Genomic DNA, 21,439 nt, shown 5'->3' with positions numbered 1-21,439 from the left:
GCCAGCTTCACATTCGCGAGCCACTCCCTAGGGCGGCCGCCAGCTCATCCGCACTGGTCACCGGCAGATCGCAAACCGGTCCGCGGCACACGTAGGCAGCGTCCGCACCGTCCACCCGATCCCGACCCGCCAGCAGCGCTGACGAATCGACGTGGCCGCCGACGACGATCGCCCCGCCGGGCGCCAGCCGGCGGGCGGCGGCCAGTAGCGCGGATTGCGCGCCGTCATAGGCCACCGCGATTTGCAGCGGTCCACGCACGGCGGCTTCGGCGACAGCCAGCCAGTGGCCGGCCGACCGTGGCGCGCGGGCCAGCAGGATCGAGTGTTCGCGCAGCGTATCGGCGGCCGCCTGCAAGTACCGCTCGGCGCGGACCCCGTCCACCAGGTGCGCAGCGGTCAGCAATGCCTCGGCAATCGACGAAGCCCCCGACGGTGTGGCCCCGTCTAGCGGATCGGCGGGCCGCAGCACCAACTGCTCAGCATCGTCTGCGGTGTCGAACCAGCGGCCAGGGCGTTGCGGATCGGCGAAGTGCGCCAGCGCGGTATCCAGCAAACCGGCGGCCGCGGTCAGCCAGGCGGCATCGGAGGTGAGCTGATAGAGCGCCAGCAGCCCGGTGGCCAGCATGGCGTAATCCTCCAGAATGGCGGCGCTGTCGCCGACCACCCCACCTAGGCTGGCTCGCCGCAACCGGTCCTCAACGAGGTGTAGGTCCAGCAGCGTCTTGGCACAGCGCTGTGCAGCTTCGGCCAGTTCGGGTTGCTGCAGTGCCACACTGGACTCGGCGAGCGCGGTGATCGCTAACCCGTTCCAGGACGTGACGACCTTATCGTCGCGCCCGGGTTGGGTTCGGGTCAGCCGGGCCGCCAACAAAACGGCCCTGACCCGCTGCAGACGCTGAGGGTCGTCGGGGTCGCTGAGCAACTGCAGCACCGAGGTCCCGTGCTCAAACGTGCCGGGCTGGGTAACCGCGAAAATCCCTGCCGCCCAACGCCCGTCGTCAGCACCGAGCATGTCGACCAGCTGCGCCGGGGTCCAAACGTAGGTCGAACCCTCGCGGCCGTCGGCATCCGCATCCAGCGACGACGTGAACAGGTCACCTTCGGCCAGGTCGTCAAGCAGAAACCGCGCCGTCTCAGTGGCGACTCGCTGAGCCAGCGGGTCGCCGGTGCGCCGGGCCCAGTGCGCGTAGGCGCGCAGCAACAGCGCGTTGTCATACAGCATCTTCTCGAAATGCGGTACCACCCAGGCGTTGTCGACGCTGTATCGAGCGAAGCCACCGGCCAGCTGATCATAGATGCCGCCGCGGGCCATCGCGGTGCCGGCGCGCGACACCGCCTGCAGAGCTGCGCGTGACCCGGTGCGCTCGTAGTGCCGCACCAGCCCTTCCAACAGCGCCGACGGCGGAAACTTGGGTGCGTTGCCCCAGCCGCCGTGCGTAGTGTCCTGCTCGCGTAACACCACCGCGACGGCGTTGTCGCACATCTGCGGCGCCACGTCCGGACCGCCGCCGGGCAGGCCCGACGCCATCGAGCGCAACTCGCCGGCGATATGGTCGGAGGCCTGCTCCACCTCGCCGCGCCGCTCCCGCCACGCCTCGGATATGGCCGAAAGTAGTTGCAGAAAGGCGGCTTTGGGGTAGTAGGTGCCGCAGAAAAAGGGGCGGCCGTCGGGGGCGAGGAAGCACGTCATCGGCCAACCGCCCTGCCCGGTGAGCGCGACCGTGGCGTTCATGTAGACCGCGTCGATGTCCGGACGTTCCTCGCGATCTACCTTGATGGCGAGGAACCCGGCGTTCAGCACGGCAGCCACCTCGTCGTCCTCGAACGATTCGTGGGCCATCACGTGACACCAATGGCACGCGGCGTAGCCGACCGACAGCAGGATCGGCACGTCGCGCGCGGACGCCTCGGCCAGTGCTTGCGGCGTCCACTGCTGCCAATGCACCGGGTTGTCAGCATGTTGGCGCAGGTAGGGGCTGGTAGCCTGCGCGAGGTTATTCGTCCCAGACGAATCAACCGGGTTCATCGGCGGGTCCCGCTGGTCGGGCGTTTCCGTCGGCCGCGCTGCCGGGCGGCTCCGCGGAGTTAACCGCATCCGTGCCCTCGTCGGCGGCCTGGTCGGGCTCGGGGTGCTGGCGGTCGAATGATTCGGGCACCTTTTTCAATTGCCGGTTCATCGACCGCACCAGGAACAGGGTGGCCACCACCAGTAGCACGACGACCAGTAGCCCCAGCGGACTGGCTTTGCCGAAATCAGGCCCATGGTTGCGGGGCGCCTCATCCGCAATCACGGTGAGCATAAGGCGGCTCACCGGTCGAGCTCGATTCCGGCGAACAGCTCACTTTCCGGTAACCGTAGCGGGACACGCGAGCGCGCCAACTCGAATTCCTCGGTCGGCCATAGCTGCTGCTGCCAGGACAGCGGGGCGGCGAAGAACTCGGCATTCGGGTCGATCTGGGTGGCATGCGCACGCAGCGCGTCGTCACGTTGAGCGAAGTACTTCGAGCACTCAACGCGCGTGGTCACCCGGTTGGCGAAGGGATCGTGGTCGGGATGCCAGTGCTCGAGCCACTTCGCGAACGGACCTTCTTGGCCCCGCTTGATGAACTCGTCCTGCAGGACTCGCATGCGTTCCCTCAGGAAGCCGTGAATGTAGTACAGCTTGGACACCGTCCACGGCTCACCGGCATCCGGGAATCGACGGTAGTCGCCGGCCGCCTCATAGGCGCCGATGGAGACCTGATGGCAGCGGATATGGTCAGGATGCGGGTAGCCGCCGTTCTCGTCATACGTAGTGATCACGTGTGGCCGAAACTCCCGGACCACGCGCACCAGCGCCTCAATGGACTCCTCGAGCGGCACCAGCGCAAAGCAGCCGTCCGGCAGTGGCGGCGGTGGATCGCTCTTGGGCAGTCCGGAGTCGACGAAGCCCAGCCAGGTGTGCTCCACGCCGAGAATTTCGGCAGCCTTCGCCATCTCGTCGCGGCGAATTTCAGAGATGCGCCCATGTACATCAGGTAGGTCCATCGCCGGGTTGAGAATCTCGCCGCGCTCACCCCCGGTCAACGTCACCACCACTACGCGATGACCCTCGTCGGCGTAGCGAGCAAGGGTGGCCGCGCCCTTACTGGACTCGTCGTCGGGGTGGGCATGCACCGCCATCAACCGCAGTTCGCTCACGTGCCCCCTTGTCTCTCGGCCGGTCGGTGGGTCAGCTGGTCGCCCGATTGCGAGCCTATAATTCCAGTTCTCGATCGTTACATCCTCCTCGGCCGGAGGCCCCGTCAACTGGCCGGCCACGAACCAGGCATGAACTCAGCACCCGTTTCCCGTCCCGAAGCCCGCTACGGTCAGCGGCGGCTATCCGGTAGATCGCGGCGCCGCGTCACCGTCGCTTCGACACTGTTGGTGGCGGCGGCCGGCACCGGCCTGGCCGTCATCGGCTACCAACGGATCAGCACCAGCGACGTCAGCGGGGCGCTGGCCGGCTACCAAGTGATCGATGACGAGACGGCATCGGTGACGATCAGCGTGACGCGCAAAGACCCGTCGCGCGCGGTGGACTGCATCGTGCGGGTTAGGTCCAACGACGGCAGCGAGACGGGCCGGCGCGAAGTGCTGGTGCCGCCGTCCGATCAGACCACGGTGCAGGTGACGACAACGCTGAAATCGGCCAAGCCGCCACTGATGGCCGACATATATGGTTGCGGCACAGACGTACCCGCTTACCTTCGGTCGTCTTGATCCGAACTGCGCAGATGCCGTCATCGAGTGTTAGCTCAGTGGTAACATAGGTGAATGCACGGTCCGCTTTGGACCGTGTATTGCTGCATTAATGGCCGTGAGCAGAACGGAGTGGCAGCACCCGGGGCGGGAACCCGCCGGCAGATGAGTTCACGGCGATCAAAACCTACGCGATTACGCGGCAGAGAACACAAGGAGCGCGACGAGATGACGGATATTCAGGTGACCTGGCTGACCCAGGAGTCACATGACCGACTCAAGGCCGAGCTCGATCAGTTGATCGCCAATCGTCCGGTCATCGCCGCCGAAATCAACGATCGCCGCGAAGAAGGCGACCTGCGCGAGAACGGCGGCTACCACGCTGCCCGCGAAGAGCAAGGCCAGCAAGAGGCCCGCATCCGTCAGCTGCAGGATCTGCTCAGCAATGCCAAGGTCGGCGAAGCGCCCAAGCAGTCCGGTGTTGCCCTGCCCGGTTCGGTGGTCAAGGTCTACTACAACGGCGACAAGTCCGACACCGAGACGTTCCTGATCGCCACCCGCCAGGAGGGCGTCAACGACGGCAAGCTCGAGGTCTATTCACCGAATTCGCCGCTGGGCGGCGCCCTGATTGATGCCAAGGTCGGTGAGACCCGCAGCTACAAGGTGCCCAACGGCAGCACCGTCAAAGTCACGCTGGTGAGCGCGGAGCCGTATCACTCTTAATTGGTGCCGCCAAGCGTGAATTTCGCAACAGCCCGCTAGCGGCGTGTCTCGTCGTGTAATTCGCGTTCGGAGCGAAGGGCTAGCTGAGCGCCTGCTCCAGATCGGCGAGCAGGTCGGCGATGTCCTCGATTCCGACAGAAAGCCGTACCAGGTCGTCGGGCACCTCCAGCTGCGACCCGGCCGTCGACGCATGCGTCATGGCGGCGGGATGCTCGAGCAGCGACTCCACGCCGCCAAGCGATTCGGCCAGGATGAAAATGGTGGTCGTGGCGCACAAATCCTGGGCGGCCTTCCGGCCGGCTGCCATCCGCACCGAGACCATGCCGCCGAAGCCGCGCATCTGCCGCGCCGCCACATCATGCCCGGGGTGACTCGGTAGTCCGGGGTAGCACACGGCACTGACCGCCGGATGCTGCGCGAGGTATTCCGCTACGGCGGCGGCGTTTTCGCAGTGCCGCTGCATCCGCAGCGCCAGAGTTTTCAGGCCGCGCAAGGCCAGATAGGCGTCGAACGGGCCGGGCACCGCGCCGGCTCCGTTCTGCAGGAACGCGAAAGCCTGGTCCAGCTCTTCGTCGTCAGTGACAAGCGCACCGCCCACCAAATCGGAGTGACCGCCGATGTACTTCGTCGTCGAGTGCAGCACCACGTCGGCGCCCAGCGTGAGCGGTTGCTGCAACGCCGGCGATGCAAACGTGTTGTCCACCAATACTTTTGCCGAGTTCTTGGCGGCGATGTCGGCGATGGCCGCGATATCGGCGATCGTCAACAGCGGGTTGGTCGGTGATTCCACCCACACCAGCTGCGTCTGCGGCCTGATCGCGGCGCGCAACGCGTCCAGGTTGGCGAGCGGCACCGGCGTGTACTCGATACCCCACTGCGTGAACACCTTGTCGATCAACCGGAAGGTACCGCCGTAGGCGTCGTCGGGAATGATCAAGTGGTCGCCGGGGCGCAGGATGGCGCGCAACGCACAGTCACCGGCCGCCATCCCGGAGCTAAACGCCCGGCCGTACCTGCCCTCCTCGACCGCGGCGAGTGCAGCCTCCAGCGCAGCCCTGGTCGGATTGCCGGTGCGCGCGTATTCGAACCCGCCGCGCAGCACCCCGACACCGTCTTGGGCGAAGGTGCTGCTCGCGTAGATGGGAGCGTTGACGGCTCCGGTTGCCGGGTCCGGACGATAACCGGCGTGGATGGCCTTGGTAGCCAGTCCGGTGAACTGGTGATGTCCCTGGCGCTCGTTCATTGGTGCACAGCCTAGTAGCCGCACAGCCACCGCCGTGGCGAGTCGCTAGGTTGCCACCCTTGATCAGTCTCGATCAGAGCGGCAAACAGACCGTCGTCATGATCTTGTCGGCCAGCGTCTGCCGCTTGGCGTCCCACAGCGGCCACAGGAAGCCGACGTAGCAGATGATCGCATCGACGAAGTGCGCAAGTTGGCGTACCAGCGACAAACCGAAGCCCAACGGCTGTCCCGTAGTCTCGCTGACCACCTTGAACTTCATTACCGACTTGCCGAGGCTCGATCCGGTAGTGCCCTGACGGTAGCCCCAGTTCCACACCCAGTACGCCAGTATTAGCAGCGAGGCCAGCCCTTGCGCCAACCCACCGATGATCGAATCCTGCGCGTAGCAGTACTGGCTTACATCGAACTGGTTGACGCTGGTGACACACGACGATTGCTGCGTGACCAACGCGATCACCCAACCGATGCCGTAGACCGCAACGATCGGGGCATTGTCGATCAAGGCGGCGAGCACCCGGGTGATCCACGGTGTGTAGGACTCAGTGGGCTGCGACCGGATAACCGGTCCCGGCGGCGGCGGCGCGTACCCGCCGGCCGACGGAGGAGGTGGCGGCGGGTAGCCGCCCGCGGGCGGTGCAGGGGGCGGAGGCGGAGGGTAGGAACCACCGCTAGGCGCCGAAGGTGGTGGTGGTGGCACATACCCCCCAGCAGGCCCAGGAGGTGGGGGCGGTGGCGGGTAAGACCCGCCGGGAGGCGGCTGATCGGTCATTGGCAACCTTCCACTCGGGGTTAGCTCTCGGGCGGCCTTACAGTACCCGAGGTTGGGCTGTCACGGAGCGCAGCCGGACGAAACCAGGGTTAGCGCCGGCTGCGGGCAGAACCCATTCGCGGCGCGACTTTCGCACTAGCGCCGGCCGGTGCCTTCGGACAGGAAGCCCAGCAAGTCGTAGCGGGTGATGACACCGACCGGTTTGCCTTCCTCCACCACCATCAAGGCATCCCAGTCCCGTAATGCCTTGCCGGCCATACTGACCAGCTCGCCGGCCCCGATCATCCTCAAGGGCGGGCTCATATGCTGCGATACGGCGTCGGCCAACTTGGCCCGGCCCTCGAAAACGGCCGACAGCAGTTCGCGTTCGGAGACGCTGCCAGCGACCTCGCCGGCCATCACCGGCGGTTCGGCGCCGACAACGGGCATCTGCGACACCCCGTACTCGCGCAGAATCCCGATCGCGTCGCGCACCGTCTCCGACGGGTGGGTGTGCACCAGATCGGGCAACGCACCAGACTTGCGGCGCAAAACGTCACCGACCGTGGCTTCCTCCGTCGACCCGTCGAGACGGCTGCGCAAGAACCCGTATGACGACATCCAGGCGTCGTTGAAGATTTTCGACATGTAGCCGCGGCCGCCGTCCGGTAATAGGACGACAACCAAAGCGTCGGGCCCCGCGTCTGCGGCAACTTTCAATGCCGCAACCACGGCCATCCCGCACGAGCCGCCCACCAGCAGCGCTTCTTCGCGAGCAAGCCGCCTGGTCATGTCGAACGAGTCGGAGTCCGACACCGCGATGATGTCGTCGGGCACCGACGGGTCATAGGCTGCTGGCCAGAAATCTTCGCCGACCCCCTCCACCAAATAGGGGCGGCCGGCACCGCCTGAATACACCGACCCTTCGGGGTCGGCACCGATCACGCGGACCGAGCCTCCAGATACCTCTTTGAGATAGCGGCCCGCACCGCTGATCGTCCCACCAGTGCCAATTCCGGTGACGAAATGAGTGACCCTACCGTCGGTATCGGCCCAGATCTCCGGGCCGGTGGTTGCGTAATGGCTGGCCGGCCCCTCCGGGTTGGCGTACTGGTCAGGCTTCCACGCTCCGTCGATTTCTCTGACCAAACGGTCGGAGACGCTGTAGTAGCTATCGGGGTCGTCGGGCGGCACCGCCGTCGGGCACACCACTACCTCGGCACCATAGGCGCGCAGCACATTCCGCTTGTCCTCGCTGACCTTGTCGGGGCAGACGAACACGCATTTATAGCCGCGATGCTGTGCCACCAAAGCCAGTCCGACACCGGTGTTGCCGGAGGTGGGCTCAACGATGGTCCCGCCCGGCCTCAGCTGACCACTGGCCTCTGCAGCATCGATCATCTTCACCGCGATCCGGTCCTTGGAACTGCCTCCCGGGTTGAGGTATTCGATTTTTGCCGCCACCGTTGCGGCCTTAGCGGGGACGACCGAGTTCAGGCGGACCAGTGGTGTGCCGCCGATGAGGTCACTGATGTGCTGCGCAATCCGCATGCGTTCATCGTGTCAGGCGGATCATGCACATCTGCTAGGCGGGTTCGGCTCGGCGCTAGCCGGTGGCCTCGCGGATGTACTCCCCTATCAGACGCAGGGAGCGAACCGCCTCCGGCACCATCGGCGCCGCGACCTGGAAGTCGTGCACCTGGCCCGGCCAGACCCGTACCTCGGCCGGCACTCCAGCGGCAGCCAGCTTGCGTGCCGCCAGCTGAGCGTCGTGCAGCAGCACCTCGGATCCGGAGACGTGAATCAACGTCCGCGGTAGCCCCGGGCGGATGTGATCCAAAGGCTCGTAGAGTTCTTCCGGCTTGCCGTCGACGAGGTTCTTGGCAGCCGCGCTAGCAACCAATTCACCGAGCGCGTCGAGCGCCTTGGAGGTGAACATCGCGTCGGTCTTGATGTTCGGATGTGCTTGCTTGTCTTCCTTTGCCAGCTGCAGCAGTGGCGAGATCGCTACCAGGGCTGCGGGCTCCTCCTCTTCGTGCTGCAGCCGCTGCGCGAGCGTCAAGGCAAGGTATCCGCCCGCCGAGTCGCCGGCCAACACAATCTGCTCCGGGTTGTAGCCCTGCTGCCGCAGCCACCGGTAGCCGTCGTGACAGTCGTCGAGCGCCATTCCGATCGAGTGCTTGGGCATCAACCGATAGTTGACTATCAGGACAGGCGCATCAGCAAACAGCGAAAGCAGCTCGACCAGTCGACCGTGAGAGTTTGCTCCACAAGTCAGAAACGCGCCCCCGTGCAGATAGAGAACGACTCGCCGAGTACCGTCCGCGGGCAGTACACCGCCCGCCCGAACCAGTTGCGCGCAGGCGTTCGGCAAGGTTACCGCCGCCCGAACGGTGGCCGACGCCGGCAGCAGGGCCTTGGCGGCGTGATCGATCAGACCCCACGGCCAAGGCAGGTGCGGGACATAACTACCGACCGTCAAAACCGGCCGGATTGTCATCCACGACGCCAGGGTAGCAACGCGCGCAGCAATGCTCGGGCCGGACTCGACGACCTCGACTGGAGCGCCGTCGCTAATGGCAAATCTGCGTGCTTGCAGTCTACGTGCCTTGAGAACGTCGCGTGGCCGAATGGCAGCACGAGGCGAACCCGATACTCGACTAGGAGCAGTCATGCCCAACACTTCCTACGACGTTGTAGTCCGATACAGCATGTGACGGTTCGGCTGAGGCTCTGGTTCACCTGATTGTCAGGCCCTCGGCCAACCCCGCGAACTTAGCTTGACAGCTTGATTCACGGCCGTGGCCCAAGAGTCTGATTCGATATCACATTAGTTCCACAACGTAATCCGTCCGTTCACCAGCTACCCACTGCAAGCCGACCTAAACTAGGTCTTGTGAGCATGCGCGTGCCGCGGCGTTCCACGATCGCTTTGGCCACAGCGGGTGCACTCGCCTCGACGGGCACGGCCTATCTGAGTGCACGCAACCTGCTGGTTGGCCAGGCGACACACGCGCGCACAGTCATTCCCCGAGCTTTCGAACCCCCGCCGCGCGCCGACGGGGTATACATGCGTGGCGGCGGTCCCGTACAACGCTGGCGGCGCGGAACGCCGTTCGATGTGCACTTGATGATGTTTGGTGACTCGACCGCAAGCGGCTACGGTTGTCGCACCGCCGAGGAAGTTCCGGGCGTGCTGCTGGCGCGAAAACTAGCCGAACAGACCGGTAAGCGGGTGCGGCTCAGCACCAAGGCGATTGTTGGCGCCACCTCCACCGGCGTCTGCGGCCAAGTCGATGCCATGTTCGTGGCCGGACCGCCACCGGACGCGGCGGTAATCATGATCGGCGCCAACGACGTAACGTCGCTCAACGCCATCGGTGAGTCTGCAGAACGGCTCGCCTCGTCGGTGCGTCGGCTGCGCGCCCGCGGCGCGGTCGTGGTCGTGGGCACCTGTCCAGATTTCGGCGTCATCACCGCGATCCCCCAACCACTGCGCGCCCTGGCCCACACCCGCGCCGCGCGGTTGGCCCGCGCCCAGACCGTCGCAGTCAAGACGGCCGGCGGTATGCCGGTGCCGCTCGCACATTTGTTGGCGCCCCAATTCCGGGCCGCACCCGAACTGATGTTCTCCGCCGACCGCTATCACCCGTCGGCGACCGCATATGCCTTAGCAGCCGAACAGCTGCTGGTGGCGCTGCGCGACGCGCTGCGAGCCAAGGTCGGCACGGCAACGCTGGATGCGCCGTCACGATCTGCTGCACCAGCGCTCGGTTACGGGCACGCGCGGGGCAGGATGGTCTCGCGGCTGTGGCGGCGTCCGCTGCCGACCGCGTCTGCGCCCGTCGTCGTCCCGGCCGGCGGCTAGCCCGGCCCGCTTGCCCACCACATCGTCGCCCTGCTAGGCCAATTGCCCGGCCCCTTCTCGGCCCGTTGCGCAGGCCGTATCGGCGCCGGGCCAGGCCCGGCCCCGACGTCCCCCGCGGAGCAACATCAGTAGATATGTAGAAGAAATCATTGCGATAAATTACTATTGCCATCTACAACGATGTATGCCCACCACAATGTCGTGAACGTCCTTTCGAGCATGCCGATGTTGCTCCCCGCCACCCTTCACGTTGCGAGGCTTGATGATCTTTGAGATCGCGATCAGCGAAACCCTTTCCAGCCCAGCCAGATCCGGCAACGACGGCGCGCGGTGATGCCGTAGTGGCAACCAACATGCTCGGAGCGGCTGGCCTCCTGGGGCCTGGCACCGCCGCGTCGGAACCTGTCCCCGCTGCCGAGTCACTCCACGCATCCAGCGCAACGGTCAACACACCAGGCGCCGCTATCGACCACCCCATTGCGGCACCGCCACCGGTCCACTTCCGAACTATGTTTGATTTCGGGGCAATCCCTCCGGAGATCAATTCGGCGCGCATGTACATCGGCCCGGGGTCGGGTCCCTTGATCGCCGCAGCGACGGCCTGGGATGCTCTCGCGGCAGAACTGGCATTGGCAGCCGGGAGTTACCGGTCGGTGGTTGCGGAGCTAATCAGTTCGCCGTGGATAGGCCCCGCTTCGGCGGCTATGGCGGCCTCATCTACCCCGTATGCCGACTGGATAAGCGCCACCGCGGAGCAAGCTGGACTGGCTGCAACACAGGCGAGGACAGCGGCATCGGCCTTCGAAATTGCGCACGCAATGACGGTGCCCCCGCCGACCGTTATGGCCAACCGGGCCTTGCTGCAGACGCTGATAGCAACCAATATTCTCGGGCAGAACGCGCCGGCGATCGCAGCCACCGAGTTCCACTACGCCGAGATGTGGGCTCAAGACGCCGCCGCAATGTACTGCTATGCCGACTCCATTGTGACCGCGACCAGGCTGACCCCATTCACGGCACCACCAACAACAACCAACCCGGCCGGACTGCCCCAGCAGGCTGCGGCGGTTACCAAAGCCGCGGCCACACAGGCAGGCACATCCGCGGCGCGGATAGCGCAGATATCCGCAAAACTGATCGGTAGCTCTTCGCTAGTCCACGTGCTACAACAACTGCCGTCAAAGACGCCGTGGTATGCCAAGATCTGGGATTTCTTCAAGAGCATTCCGATACAGGTGTGGATTGAGCTGCTGAACCTTGAATACACCGACGGGGAGCTCATCTATGCCACCCAAGGATTCGAGCTGAATGCCCTACAGATCTTGCAGTCGTTGGCGTGGGCGCCGGCGATCGCAACGGCCGATGCCGCGGTGGCAGCAGGTAGTGCCGGCGCGCATCGCGCAGGAATTGGCTTGGCCCGCCTAGGAGCTAGTGAAGTCTCGGCAAGTTTGGGCCAAGCCGGCAAGATCGGGCCATTGTCAACGCCGCCCAGTTGGGTTGCCTCGGCTCCCTTAGCAAAAGCTGACCCTGTGCGAGTTTCCAACGCCATCAGCTATGCCACCGGACCGGACAACAGTCCATCGGCCCTAGTTCGCGGCGTACCGATACGTGGGTCGGCAGCGGGCTCACACTTTGCTAACCGCAGACAGGGCTCACCAGTCAGGGTGATCGGACCCCGGGCGATCGGCTAGCGGCCCGCCTCCCTAAACACGAAACCGAGCCGCAAGACCGACCGAGATGTTGACCGCGACGAAGTGAGGAACTGATAGCAATGATCGATTTTGGCGCTTTACCTCCGGAGATTAACTCCCTACGCGTTTATTCCGGTCCAGGGTCGACGCCGATGCTGGCCGCCGCATCGGCCTGGAACGGATTGGCTGCCGAATTAACCTCGGCCGCTATGGATTACGAAAAGGTGATCGCCACGCTGCACAGTGAGACCTGGACCGGCCCCGCGGCGACATCGATGATCGATGCGATCGAACCATACCTGGCCTGGATGCGAGAGACTGCTGCCCGAGCCGAGCAGGCGGCGACCCAGGCGCGGATGGCGGTCGCAGCCTACGATGCCGTACTAGCCGCAGTAGTGCCCCCGCCACTAGTGGCGGCCAACCGCGCTCAGACGGCGTCGCTGTTGTCGACCAACATCCTTGGTCAGAACACGGCACGGATCGCGCTCCTCGAAGCAGAATACAGCGACATGTGGACCCAGGACGCCACAGCGATGTATGTCTACGCTGCGGCCTCCGCGAGCATCGCGCAGGTGACACCGTTCGCTCCCCCGCCACACACCACCAACCCAGCAGCCTCTGCCTTGCAGGGCGCCGCTGTCGCGAAAGCCGCCGGCACCTCAGCTGGCGCGACGCAGAGCGCGCTGACAAAGCTCATTTCTCAGGCGCCGAACGCATTGTTGGACCTCGCATCGCCACTCTCGTGTCTGTTGGCCTCCGCCCGAGCTATTCCAACACCGCCTGCGTGGCTGCTCTGGTTAGAGGATTTCTTCAACATTATTTCGCCCTTCACAGGGACGTTTTACAACGTCACCGGCCTGCCGTATTTCGGCATCGGTATCACCAACAGCCTGGCATCGACTGCGCGCGCCGTAGGGGCGATCGGTCCGGAGGTCGCTGCATCGGTGGGTATCGCAGAAGGCGCCGCGACGGAGGCCGCAGGAATGCTCGGTGCCAGCGGGCCAATCGCCGCAAGCATGGGCGATGCGGCAGCACTGGGCAAGTTATCGGTACCACCCACCTGGTCACTCGGCCCGGAACTGGCTCCTGCAGTAGGTTCTGAATCCGTACCTTTGATCAGCAACTTCGTTGAACCAGAAACAACTTCTCCCGCCGGCAGCATGCTTGGCGGCATGCCACTGGCCGGTGCGGCGGGTCCGGCAGGTAGCGGTCCCCGATATGGGTTCCGTCCTAAAGTGATCGTGCGGCCACCGTTCGCGGGTTAGCGCGATACACGTCAGAATCATCCGATGACGACCTCAGACCCGATTAGCACGGTCGCCGCGCCCGATTCCGCAGAGCATGTCCCTCGATTGCATCGGGGTCTTGCCAACCGACATATTCAGTTGATTGCGATCGGAGGCGCGATCGGCACCGGTCTATTCATGGGGTCCGGACGAACGATCTCCCTCGCCGGTCCGGCCGTGCTGCTGGTGTACGGAATCATCGGATTCTTTGTATTCTTCGTGCTGCGTGCGATGGGCGAGCTGCTGCTGTCGAACCTGAACTACAAATCGTTCGTCGACTTTGCCGCCGACCTATTGGGGCCTGCGGCGGGCTACTTAGTGGGGTGGTCGTACTGGTTCGCCTGGATCGTCACCGGTATCGCCGACCTCGTAGCGATCACCGGCTACACGAAGTTTTGGCGGCCCGACCTGCCGCTATGGCTACCGGTTGTGGTCGCAGTCGCTGTGATTTTGATCTGCAACTTGCTCAGCGTTGGCAGTTTCGGGGAAATGGAGTTCTGGTTCGCGTTGATCAAGCTCGCGGCGATCGGCGGCCTGATCATCGTAGCCATGGTCCTGGTAGCAACTGACTTCGTTTCTGCGCATGGCGCCCACGCAGCAGCAGCGAATCTTTGGAATGACGGCGGGTTCTTCCCTACCGGGTTCATGGGTCTGGTCAGGGGATTTCAGATCGCATTTTTTGCCTACACCGGTTCGGAACTCGTCGGCACCGCCGCAGCCGAGACAGCAAACCCGCGGCGCACCCTTCCCCGCGCCATCAACGCAGTACCGCTGCGAGTAGCGATCTTCTATCTCGCGGCACTACTGGCAATTCTGGTCGTCGTTCCTTGGCGGCAGTTCGCCAGCGGACAGTCCCCGTTCGTGATGATGTTCTCCCTGGCCGGATTTGCTGCTGCAGCGTCGATCGTCAACTTCGTCGTAATCACGTCGGCCACCTCCTCGGCGAACTCAGGTGTCTTTTCCACCGGGAGGATGCTTTACGGTCTGGCGGACGAGGGCAGCGCCCCGGCATTTTTCGGCAAACTCAACCGCGCCGGTGTACCGGCGCCGGCCCTGCTGCTGACGGCCACCCTGCTGCTGACCGCTATCCCACTGCTGTACGCCGGCGGTTCAGTGATCAGCGCCTTCACCCTTATTACGACCGTCTCGTCTTTGCTGTTCATGTTCGTGTGGACGATGATCATCGTCAGCTATCTCGTTTACCGTCGCCGGCATCCGAGGCGTCACGCCGACTCGGCTTACAAAATGCCCGGCGGCGCGTTAATGGCGTGGACCGTCCTGGGCTTCTTCGCATTCGTGATCTGGACGCTCACCACCGGAACCGAAACCGCAATCGCATTGGCATGGTTCCCAGTATGGTTCGGCGTCCTTGCGACCGGCTGGTTGATCCTCCGGCGCCGGCCGTCCCGCACTGAACAGTACTGCCGATTCCAAGCCGAGATGAACGCCGAGATGAACCGAGTGCGACGCTGACCAATCCCAGCGAGCTCACCCGGTCGCATTCGTCGAGAGACATGAGCGGCGAAGTTAAAGCAGAGGTCAAAAGGCTCATGTGCAGTAGCCCGTCGTCGCAGCGAGTTTGGCGAGCGCGGGTGCACGTAGCGTCGGTGAGCCAGTCGAAATCCGTTGCGATGTCAGGCCCAACTGCCCGCCTCTCCCCCGCAAGCGGGCGGTGCCCACCTCAGCCCGCTGCGCGAGCCGCATCGTCGCCGGGCTAGATTCGGCTACGCCAGACCCAATGGAGGGAGCCCGTCATGCCAGAAGCCGTCATCGTCTCGACCGCCCGCTCGCCCATCGGCCGCGCCATGAAGGGGTCGCTGGTCAACATGCGCCCAGACGACCTCGCTGTTCAGATGGTGCGCGCCGCCTTGGATAAAGTGCCCGCCCTGAACCCGCACCACATCGACGACCTCATCATGGGCTGCGGCCTGCCCGGTGGTGAGTCGGGCTTCAACATTGCGCGCGTCGTCGCAGTCGCGCTCGGGTACGACTTCCTGCCGGGCACGACGGTCAACCGCTACTGCTCGTCGTCGCTGCAGACCACCCGGATGGCATTCCACGCGATCAAAGCCGGTGAGGGCGACGCATTCATCTCCGCGGGCGTGGAGACCGTGTCGCGATCCGGCAAGGGCAGCTCCGACTCCTGGCCGGATACCAAGAACCCGCTATTCGACGGGGCCCAGCAACGCTCGACTGCCGCGGCGGCCGGCGTCGACGAATGGCACGACCCGCGCGCCGACGGGAAAGTGCCCGACGTCTATATCGCAATGGGCCAGACCGCAGAAAACGTTGCGATCCTTACCGGAATCTCGCGCGAAGACCAGGACCACTGGGGAGTGCGCAGCCAGAACCGTGCCGAGGAGGCGATCAAGAACGGATTCTTCGAGCGGGAGATCACTCAAGTCACGCTCCCGGACGGCACCACGGTCAGTACCGACGACGGCCCGCGCGCCGGTACCACCTACGAAAAGGTGAGCGAACTCAAGCCAGTGTTCCGACCCAACGGCACGGTGACCGCCGGCAACGCCTGCCCCCTCAACGACGGCGCCGCCGCGCTGGTAATCACCAGTGATACCAAGGCCAAAGAACTCGGCCTGACACCGCTGGCGCGCATCGTGTCCACCGGTGTCAGCGGCCTGTCCCCGGAAATTATGGGCCTTGGCCCGATTGAGGCCTCCAAAAAGGCACTGCAACGAGCCGGCATGTCGGTTGGCGACATCGACCTGTTCGAGATTAACGAAGCCTTTGCGGTGCAGGTGCTGGGCTCGGCCCGCGAACTGGGCATCGACCAGGACAAGCTGAACGTCTCGGGTGGAGCGATCGCCCTCGGACATCCATTCGGCATGACCGGCGCACGCATCACCACCACGTTGCTGAACAATTTGCAAACCCACGACAAAACGTTTGGTCTGGAAACCATGTGTGTGGGAGGCGGCCAAGGTATGGCGATGGTGATCGAGCGGCTCAGTTAGCGCCGCTCGCCGGTCGAGAGTGCGGCCAGGGCGCGACACGCCGCGCCGACACCCAACCCACCGGGCACGAAAAAAGCCGGCACCACCAGTGCCGGCTTTCTTCGTCGAGCAAGCTAGTCGTTCTGCAGATAACTGAGCAGACGCAGAATCTCGATGTAGAGCCAAACCAGCGTTACGGTCAGGCCCAGCGCGATACCCCACGCCGCCTTGTCCGGCGCTCCCGCCCGGATCATCTGGTCAGCCGCGTCGAAGTCGATAAGGAAGCTGAACGCCGCGATAGCAATCACAACCAGCGAGAAGATGATTGCCAACGGTCCGCCGCTGCGCAGGCCCAGGCCCGCTCCGCCGCCGACCCCAAACATCGCCAGCAGAAAGTTGCCGAGCATCAGGACCAGCACACCGAATAGCGACGCGACCACCATGCGGGTGAACTTGGGCGTGACCCGGATGGCGCCGGTCTTGTAAACGACAAGCATGCCGAAGAACACACCCAGGGTGCCCAGGACCGCCTCGCCGATCAGCATTCCCGCATTGGCGGAGCCCACCGAGAAATTGGCCAAGACAAACGAAAAGGCGCCCAGGAACAGACCCTCCAGTGCGGCGTAGCTCAGCACGATGGCCGGGTTGTCCTGTTTGCGGCCGAACGTGGCAACCAACACCAGCGCCAACCCACCGAACGCACCGACCAAGGTCAGCGGCATTGCCAGGTTGAGGTTCTGAGCGACCAGGAAGTAGGAAACCACCGCACTCGCTGTCAGCATGGCCAGCGTCAGACCGGTCTTGGTGACGACATCGTCGATAGTCAGCGGGCGAGACGCCCGAGTCTCCTGGTAAGGAGCGTAAGGGTCCGCCCCATATCCCGGCTGGGCGACGCCCGTGCCGAACTGTGCGTATCCGCCCCTCTGCTTCGGCAGCGAACGAAATACCGGGTTACTAGTCTCCCGCACCGTCGGATCCTCTCTAGTGGCTCCACATATGGCTACAGCATCGAGCTGTGCGAACAACTACTCAACGATCAATGGCACCGCCGGGTTCCCAGCGCAGCTGCTGTTTTGTCGTCCGGCTCACCCTAAACCTTAGCCCCGCGGACGCTCCGGAGCGAGTCACGATCTAGATTGCACGTCAAACTCATCGGCAGACTTGAGCCGGATTCCGGCCGAGGGGAGACCAAATCTTGACCGCAGCCGTGACCGGGGAATCCGCCGCAGTGCTGACCCGCGTAGCAGGCGGTATCGGCCTCATTACGCTCAACCGTCCCACCGCGATCAATTCGCTGAACCTTACGATGGTGGAATTGCTCGGCACGGTCCTCATCCGCTGGGAACGCGACGACGAAGTGCGCGCGGTGGTGGTCGCCGGAGCCGGACAACGCGGATTATGCGCCGGCGGCGATGTGGTGGCCGTCTACCACAGCGCCCGCGGGGACGGTGTGCAAGCGCGGCGGTTCTGGCGTGCTGAGTATCTGATGAACGGCCAGATCGGCCGGTTCGGCAAGCCGTACGTGGCGCTGATGGACGGCATCGTGATGGGCGGCGGCGTCGGAGTCAGCGCTCACGGCAACACCAGAGTCGTTACCGACACGTCCACGATCGCGATGCCTGAGGTCGGCATCGGATTCATCCCCGACGTCGGGGGGGCTTACCTGCTGTCGCGGGCTCCTGGCGGGCTGGGACTGCACGCTGCACTGACCGGGGCGCCGTTTTCCGGTGCCGACGCCATCGCGATGGGCTTCGCTGATCACTACCTGCCGCATAGCGAACTCGACGCCTTCACCGCGGCAATCGCTTCCGATGGAATAGCGAGCGCGCTCGCCCACCACGCGATCGAGCCCCCACCCAGTGAGCTTGTAGCACAACGTGATTGGATCGACGAGTGCTATACGGGAGATACCGTGGCCGACATCGTCGCAGCACTGCGAAGCCACCGTGCCGGACCAGCCAACGAGGCGGCCGGCCTGATCGCCACTCGCTCCCCTATCGCGCTGTCAGTGACGTTGGAGGCAGTCCGCCGCGCCGCAAAAATGCAAACGCTGGAAGACGTTTTGATCCAGGACTATCGGGTGTCGTCGGCGTCGTTGCGCTCACACGATCTGGTGGAGGGCATCCGGGCGCAACTGATCGACAAAGATCGCAAGCCGGTGTGGTCGCCGGCGACACTGGCCGAGATCACCACGGCTGACGTCGCAGCGTATTTCGAGCCGGTGGATGACGACCTGAGTTTCGAGAAAGGTAGGCCATGAGCTACGAGACCATCCTGGTCGAGCGCGACGAACGGGTGGGCCTCATCGCCCTCAACCGGCCACACGCGCTCAATGCGCTCAACACTCAGGTGATGAATGAAGTCACCAGTGCGGCAACCGAATTGGATAACGACGCCGGCATCGGAGCGATCATCATTACCGGGTCGGCCAAGGCGTTCGCGGCCGGCGCCGACATCAAGGAGATGGCCGCTTTGTCGTTTGCCGACGCCTTTGACGCCGACTTCTTCGCCGCCTGGGGCAAACTGGCCGCTGTGCGCACCCCGACGATCGCCGCGGTAGCCGGATACGCGCTTGGTGGCGGTTGCGAGCTGGCCATGATGTGCGACGTGTTGATCGCCGCCGACACTGCGAAGTTCGGCCAGCCGGAGATCAAGCTCGGCGTACTACCCGGCATGGGCGGGTCCCAGCGGCTGACCCGGGCCATCGGTAAAGCCAAGGCGATGGACCTCATCCTGACCGGGCGCACCATCGACGCCGCCGAGGCCGAGCGCAGCGGGTTGGTGTCGCGAGTGGTGCCCGCCGCCGACCTGATGTCTGAGGCCAAGGCCGTGGCCACCACGATTTCGCAAATGTCGAGGTCTGCGGCCAGGATGGCCAAAGAAGCCGTCAACCGAGCCTTCGAATCGACGTTGGCCGAAGGACTGCTCTATGAACGCCGGCTCTTCCACGCAGCGTTCGCGACTGATGATCAATCCGAAGGGATGGCGGCCTTCATAGACAAGCGTCCGCCCAATTTCACCCACCGATGAGCGATTCGGGTTCTACTACCAGCGCCGACACCGGCGCGGCAGCCGGTGTGGCATCGGCCGATGCTCCGGCCATGAAAACCCCTGTGCCACAATCGGTCCGGAAGGCATGGTGGATTCGGCACTACACATTCACCGGCAGCACGATCGGCCTGGTTTTCCTGTGGTTTTCCATGACCCCGTCGCTGTTGCCGCGTGGTCCGTTGTATCAGGGATTGGTCAGCGGCATTTCCGGCGCCATCGGCTACGGCTTGGGCGTCTTCGGAGTCTGGCTGATCCGGTACATGCGGTCGCAGGATTCCAGCCCCCCGCCACCACGCTGGGTGTGGGTGCCGTTGGTCGGGGTGGGCGCGGTCGGCATGGTCCTGATGGCGATCTGGTTCCACATTTGGCAGGACGGCGTCCGTGATCTGATGGGTGTTGAGCACCTGAAGTGGTACGACTACCCGCTGGCTGCGATGGTATCGCTGATCGTGTTGTTCACGCTCGTCGAAATCGGCCAGTTCATCCGCCTGCTGGTTGGTTTTCTGGTGCGGCAGTGTGACCGGATTGCGCCGTTTCGGGTGTCGGCGGCCATCGTGGTGGTCTTGCTGGTGGTGCTGACGATCGCCCTGCTCAACGGTGTCGTGCTCAAGTTCGCGATGAACTCCATGAACAGCACTTTCGCCTCGGTGAACGACGAGATGAATCCCGACACTGCGCCCCCGAAGACTCCCCTGCGCTCAGGCGGCCCGCAGTCGCTGGTGTCGTGGGATTCGCTGGGTCATCAAGGTCGCATCTTCGTGGAGGGCGGTCCTACCGTCGCCGAGCTGACCACGTTCAACGGAACCCCGGCCACCGAGCCGATCCGGGCTTACGCCGGCCTGGACTCCGCGAACGGGATCACGGCGGCCGCGGAGTTGGCGGCTCGGGAGCTGCAACGCACCGGCGGCCTGCAACGGGCCGTCGTCGCGGTGGCCACCACCACCGGCACCGGATGGATCAACGAGGCGGAAGCCGATGCGCTGGAGTACATGTACAACGGCAACACCGCGATCGTGAGCATGCAGTACTCCTATCTGCCCAGCTGGCTGTCCTTCCTGGTGGACAAGGAGAATGCCCGGCAGGCCGGGCAGGCCCTGTTCGAGGCGGTGGACAAGCTGATCCGGCAGATGCCGGAATTCAAGCGTCCCAAGCTTGTCGTGTTCGGCGAGAGTTTGGGATCGTTCGGCGGCGAGGCACCCTTCATGAGCCTCAACAACATCCTCGCCCGCACCGACGGGGCCCTATTCAGCGGACCGACGTTCAACAACACCATCTGGACCGACTTGACCGCTACCCGCGATGCCGGTTCGCCGCAGTGGCTACCGATCTACCACGACGGCGCCCACGTACGATTCGTCGCGCGCCCGGGTGATCTGCTGCGCCCCAACGCGCCGTGGGGACAGCCACGGGTGGTCTATCTGCAGCACGCGTCGGATCCGATAGCGTGGTGGACGCCCAATCTGCTGTTCAGCAAGCCGGATTGGCTGCGGGAAAAGCGCGGTTACGACGTGTTGCCGCAGACCCGCTGGATTCCGGTGGTCACGTTCATACAAGTCACCGCGGACATGGCGGTGGCGGTGGACGTGCCACCCGGACACGGGCACCACTACGTCGCTGACGCTGCCGACGGCTGGGCCGCGGTGTTGTCGCCGCCGGGCTGGACTCAGGCTAAGACCGAAAGGCTGCGGCCGATTTTGCACTCCGACGCGAAGCCACTCGGCTCGCCAGGCGGTAATGGCTGAGCCGGAGGCTCTGCTGCGGCTATCGCAAGACGTCCAGGCGTGGCAGGCCGTGTCAAATTAATTGACAATTAGCAATTGTTTGGACTGAACGCGAAGCGTGCTAAACGGTGAACATCGAAGCTCTCGAATTGTTTTCCAATGTGCGCTGTATCGGCCATTTTAATCTGCGTGACAACGGCAGATTGCTCGATTCGTCAATGAAATTGACACGGGTCGGCGTACTGCCGTGACGGCGAGGCGTCGTCCATTGATTGCCACCTAAAATTCCTAACACTTTGTGCCCCAATGTCTTTCGTAGACATTGAGCGCAGTCATTACTCGCGCAAGCCGTTAACGACTGGGCGAGAATGCCTTATTTTTTTGGCGGATATGGCCTTAACTATTTACGATCCCGGACGATGTAATTACCAAC

General features: G+C 64.1%; 18 protein-coding genes. 10 read left to right on the top strand and 8 right to left on the bottom strand.

Going from position 1 to position 21,439, the window contains the following annotated elements; all coding sequences use genetic code 11:
• Window positions 1-7 precede the first annotated feature (7 nt).
• The 3 genes from F0Q45_RS03465 to mca are packed head-to-tail and all read right to left on the bottom strand — an operon-like array spanning window position 8 to window position 3,181.
• Complete coding sequence (locus F0Q45_RS03465; RefSeq protein WP_149652594.1) at window positions 8-2,026, bottom strand: thioredoxin domain-containing protein; 2,019 nt, start codon at window positions 2,024-2,026, stop codon at window positions 8-10.
• Window positions 2,013-2,312: a hypothetical protein gene (locus F0Q45_RS03460; RefSeq protein WP_149652593.1), complete on the bottom strand. Its 300-nt coding sequence runs from the start codon at window positions 2,310-2,312 to the stop codon at window positions 2,013-2,015. Before F0Q45_RS03460 ends, F0Q45_RS03465 begins: the two co-directional genes overlap by 14 nt.
• Window positions 2,309-3,181, bottom strand: a complete 873-nt coding sequence (gene mca / locus F0Q45_RS03455; RefSeq protein ID WP_149652592.1) for a mycothiol conjugate amidase Mca — start codon at window positions 3,179-3,181, stop codon at window positions 2,309-2,311. The genes F0Q45_RS03460 and mca overlap by 4 nt, the downstream gene beginning before the upstream one ends.
• Before the next feature lie 129 nt (window positions 3,182-3,310).
• Here mca and F0Q45_RS03450 point away from each other — a divergent pair, with 129 nt between their 5' ends.
• Together F0Q45_RS03450 and greA are read left to right on the top strand one after the other, a co-directional pair.
• On the top strand, window positions 3,311-3,745 hold the full coding sequence (locus F0Q45_RS03450; RefSeq protein WP_149652591.1) for a DUF4307 domain-containing protein: 435 nt from the start codon (window positions 3,311-3,313) through the stop codon (window positions 3,743-3,745).
• Window positions 3,746-3,952: 207 nt separating this feature from the next.
• Window positions 3,953-4,447 carry a transcription elongation factor GreA gene (greA, locus tag F0Q45_RS03445; protein ID WP_149652590.1) on the top strand — a complete coding sequence of 165 codons (495 nt, stop codon included), beginning with the start codon at window positions 3,953-3,955 and terminating at the stop codon, window positions 4,445-4,447.
• A 79-nt stretch (window positions 4,448-4,526) separates the two neighbouring features.
• On the opposite strand, the gene F0Q45_RS03440 is transcribed toward greA, so the two are convergent.
• The 4 genes from F0Q45_RS03440 to F0Q45_RS03425 form a co-directional block, all read right to left on the bottom strand.
• On the bottom strand, window positions 4,527-5,690 hold the full coding sequence (locus tag F0Q45_RS03440; protein WP_149652589.1) for a cystathionine gamma-synthase: 1,164 nt from the start codon (window positions 5,688-5,690) through the stop codon (window positions 4,527-4,529).
• Between the two features lie 73 nt (window positions 5,691-5,763).
• Entirely contained in the window at window positions 5,764-6,459 is a 696-nt protein-coding gene (locus F0Q45_RS03435) for an RDD family protein (RefSeq protein WP_149652588.1), read from the bottom strand.
• Between the two features lie 135 nt (window positions 6,460-6,594).
• The gene (locus F0Q45_RS03430; RefSeq protein WP_149652587.1) at window positions 6,595-7,989 is read right to left on the bottom strand and encodes a cystathionine beta-synthase; all 1,395 of its coding nucleotides are present in this window, start codon (window positions 7,987-7,989) and stop codon (window positions 6,595-6,597) included.
• Between the two features lie 55 nt (window positions 7,990-8,044).
• Window positions 8,045-9,112 carry an alpha/beta hydrolase gene (locus tag F0Q45_RS03425; protein WP_149652586.1) on the bottom strand — a complete coding sequence of 356 codons (1,068 nt, stop codon included), beginning with the start codon at window positions 9,110-9,112 and terminating at the stop codon, window positions 8,045-8,047.
• Window positions 9,113-9,346: 234 nt separating this feature from the next.
• Here F0Q45_RS03425 and F0Q45_RS03420 point away from each other — a divergent pair, with 234 nt between their 5' ends.
• The 5 genes from F0Q45_RS03420 (at window position 9,347) to F0Q45_RS03400 (ending at window position 16,255) form a co-directional block, all read left to right on the top strand.
• Window positions 9,347-10,306: an SGNH/GDSL hydrolase family protein gene (locus tag F0Q45_RS03420; RefSeq protein WP_149652621.1), complete on the top strand. Its 960-nt coding sequence runs from the start codon at window positions 9,347-9,349 to the stop codon at window positions 10,304-10,306.
• Between the two features lie 509 nt (window positions 10,307-10,815).
• Entirely contained in the window at window positions 10,816-11,997 is a 1,182-nt protein-coding gene (locus F0Q45_RS03415) for a PPE family protein (protein WP_149652585.1), read from the top strand.
• A gap of 83 nt (window positions 11,998-12,080) precedes the next feature.
• Window positions 12,081-13,262, top strand: coding sequence for a PPE family protein (locus F0Q45_RS03410; RefSeq protein ID WP_149652620.1), 1,182 nt, complete (start codon window positions 12,081-12,083; stop codon window positions 13,260-13,262).
• A 24-nt stretch (window positions 13,263-13,286) separates the two neighbouring features.
• Entirely contained in the window at window positions 13,287-14,756 is a 1,470-nt protein-coding gene (locus F0Q45_RS03405; protein WP_149652584.1) for an amino acid permease, read from the top strand.
• A gap of 281 nt (window positions 14,757-15,037) precedes the next feature.
• The gene (locus F0Q45_RS03400; protein WP_149652583.1) at window positions 15,038-16,255 is read left to right on the top strand and encodes an acetyl-CoA C-acetyltransferase; all 1,218 of its coding nucleotides are present in this window, start codon (window positions 15,038-15,040) and stop codon (window positions 16,253-16,255) included.
• 113 nt (window positions 16,256-16,368) lie between these two features.
• Here F0Q45_RS03400 and F0Q45_RS03395 read toward each other — a convergent pair whose 3' ends face one another.
• Window positions 16,369-17,202 carry a Bax inhibitor-1/YccA family protein gene (locus F0Q45_RS03395; RefSeq protein ID WP_149652582.1) on the bottom strand — a complete coding sequence of 278 codons (834 nt, stop codon included), beginning with the start codon at window positions 17,200-17,202 and terminating at the stop codon, window positions 16,369-16,371.
• 239 nt (window positions 17,203-17,441) lie between these two features.
• On the opposite strand from F0Q45_RS03395, the gene F0Q45_RS03390 reads away from it, so the two are divergent.
• From F0Q45_RS03390 to F0Q45_RS03380, 3 genes are read left to right on the top strand one after another with little or no spacing between them, the layout of a single operon-like run.
• Window positions 17,442-18,494 (top strand): enoyl-CoA hydratase/isomerase family protein, encoded by a 1,053-nt coding sequence (locus F0Q45_RS03390; RefSeq protein ID WP_149652619.1) that lies wholly within the window; start codon window positions 17,442-17,444, stop codon window positions 18,492-18,494.
• On the top strand, window positions 18,491-19,264 hold the full coding sequence (locus tag F0Q45_RS03385; protein ID WP_149652581.1) for an enoyl-CoA hydratase: 774 nt from the start codon (window positions 18,491-18,493) through the stop codon (window positions 19,262-19,264). Before F0Q45_RS03390 ends, F0Q45_RS03385 begins: the two co-directional genes overlap by 4 nt.
• Window positions 19,261-21,027, top strand: coding sequence for an alpha/beta hydrolase (locus F0Q45_RS03380; RefSeq protein ID WP_149652580.1), 1,767 nt, complete (start codon window positions 19,261-19,263; stop codon window positions 21,025-21,027). The genes F0Q45_RS03385 and F0Q45_RS03380 overlap by 4 nt, the downstream gene beginning before the upstream one ends.
• Window positions 21,028-21,439: the final 412 nt, after the last annotated feature.

The organism is Mycobacterium simiae (assembly GCF_008370645.1).
GTDB lineage: Bacteria > Actinomycetota > Actinomycetes > Mycobacteriales > Mycobacteriaceae > Mycobacterium > Mycobacterium simiae_A.
Note: the sequence above shows the minus strand (reverse complement) of the source record. Positions and strands in the feature narration are given on the sequence as shown.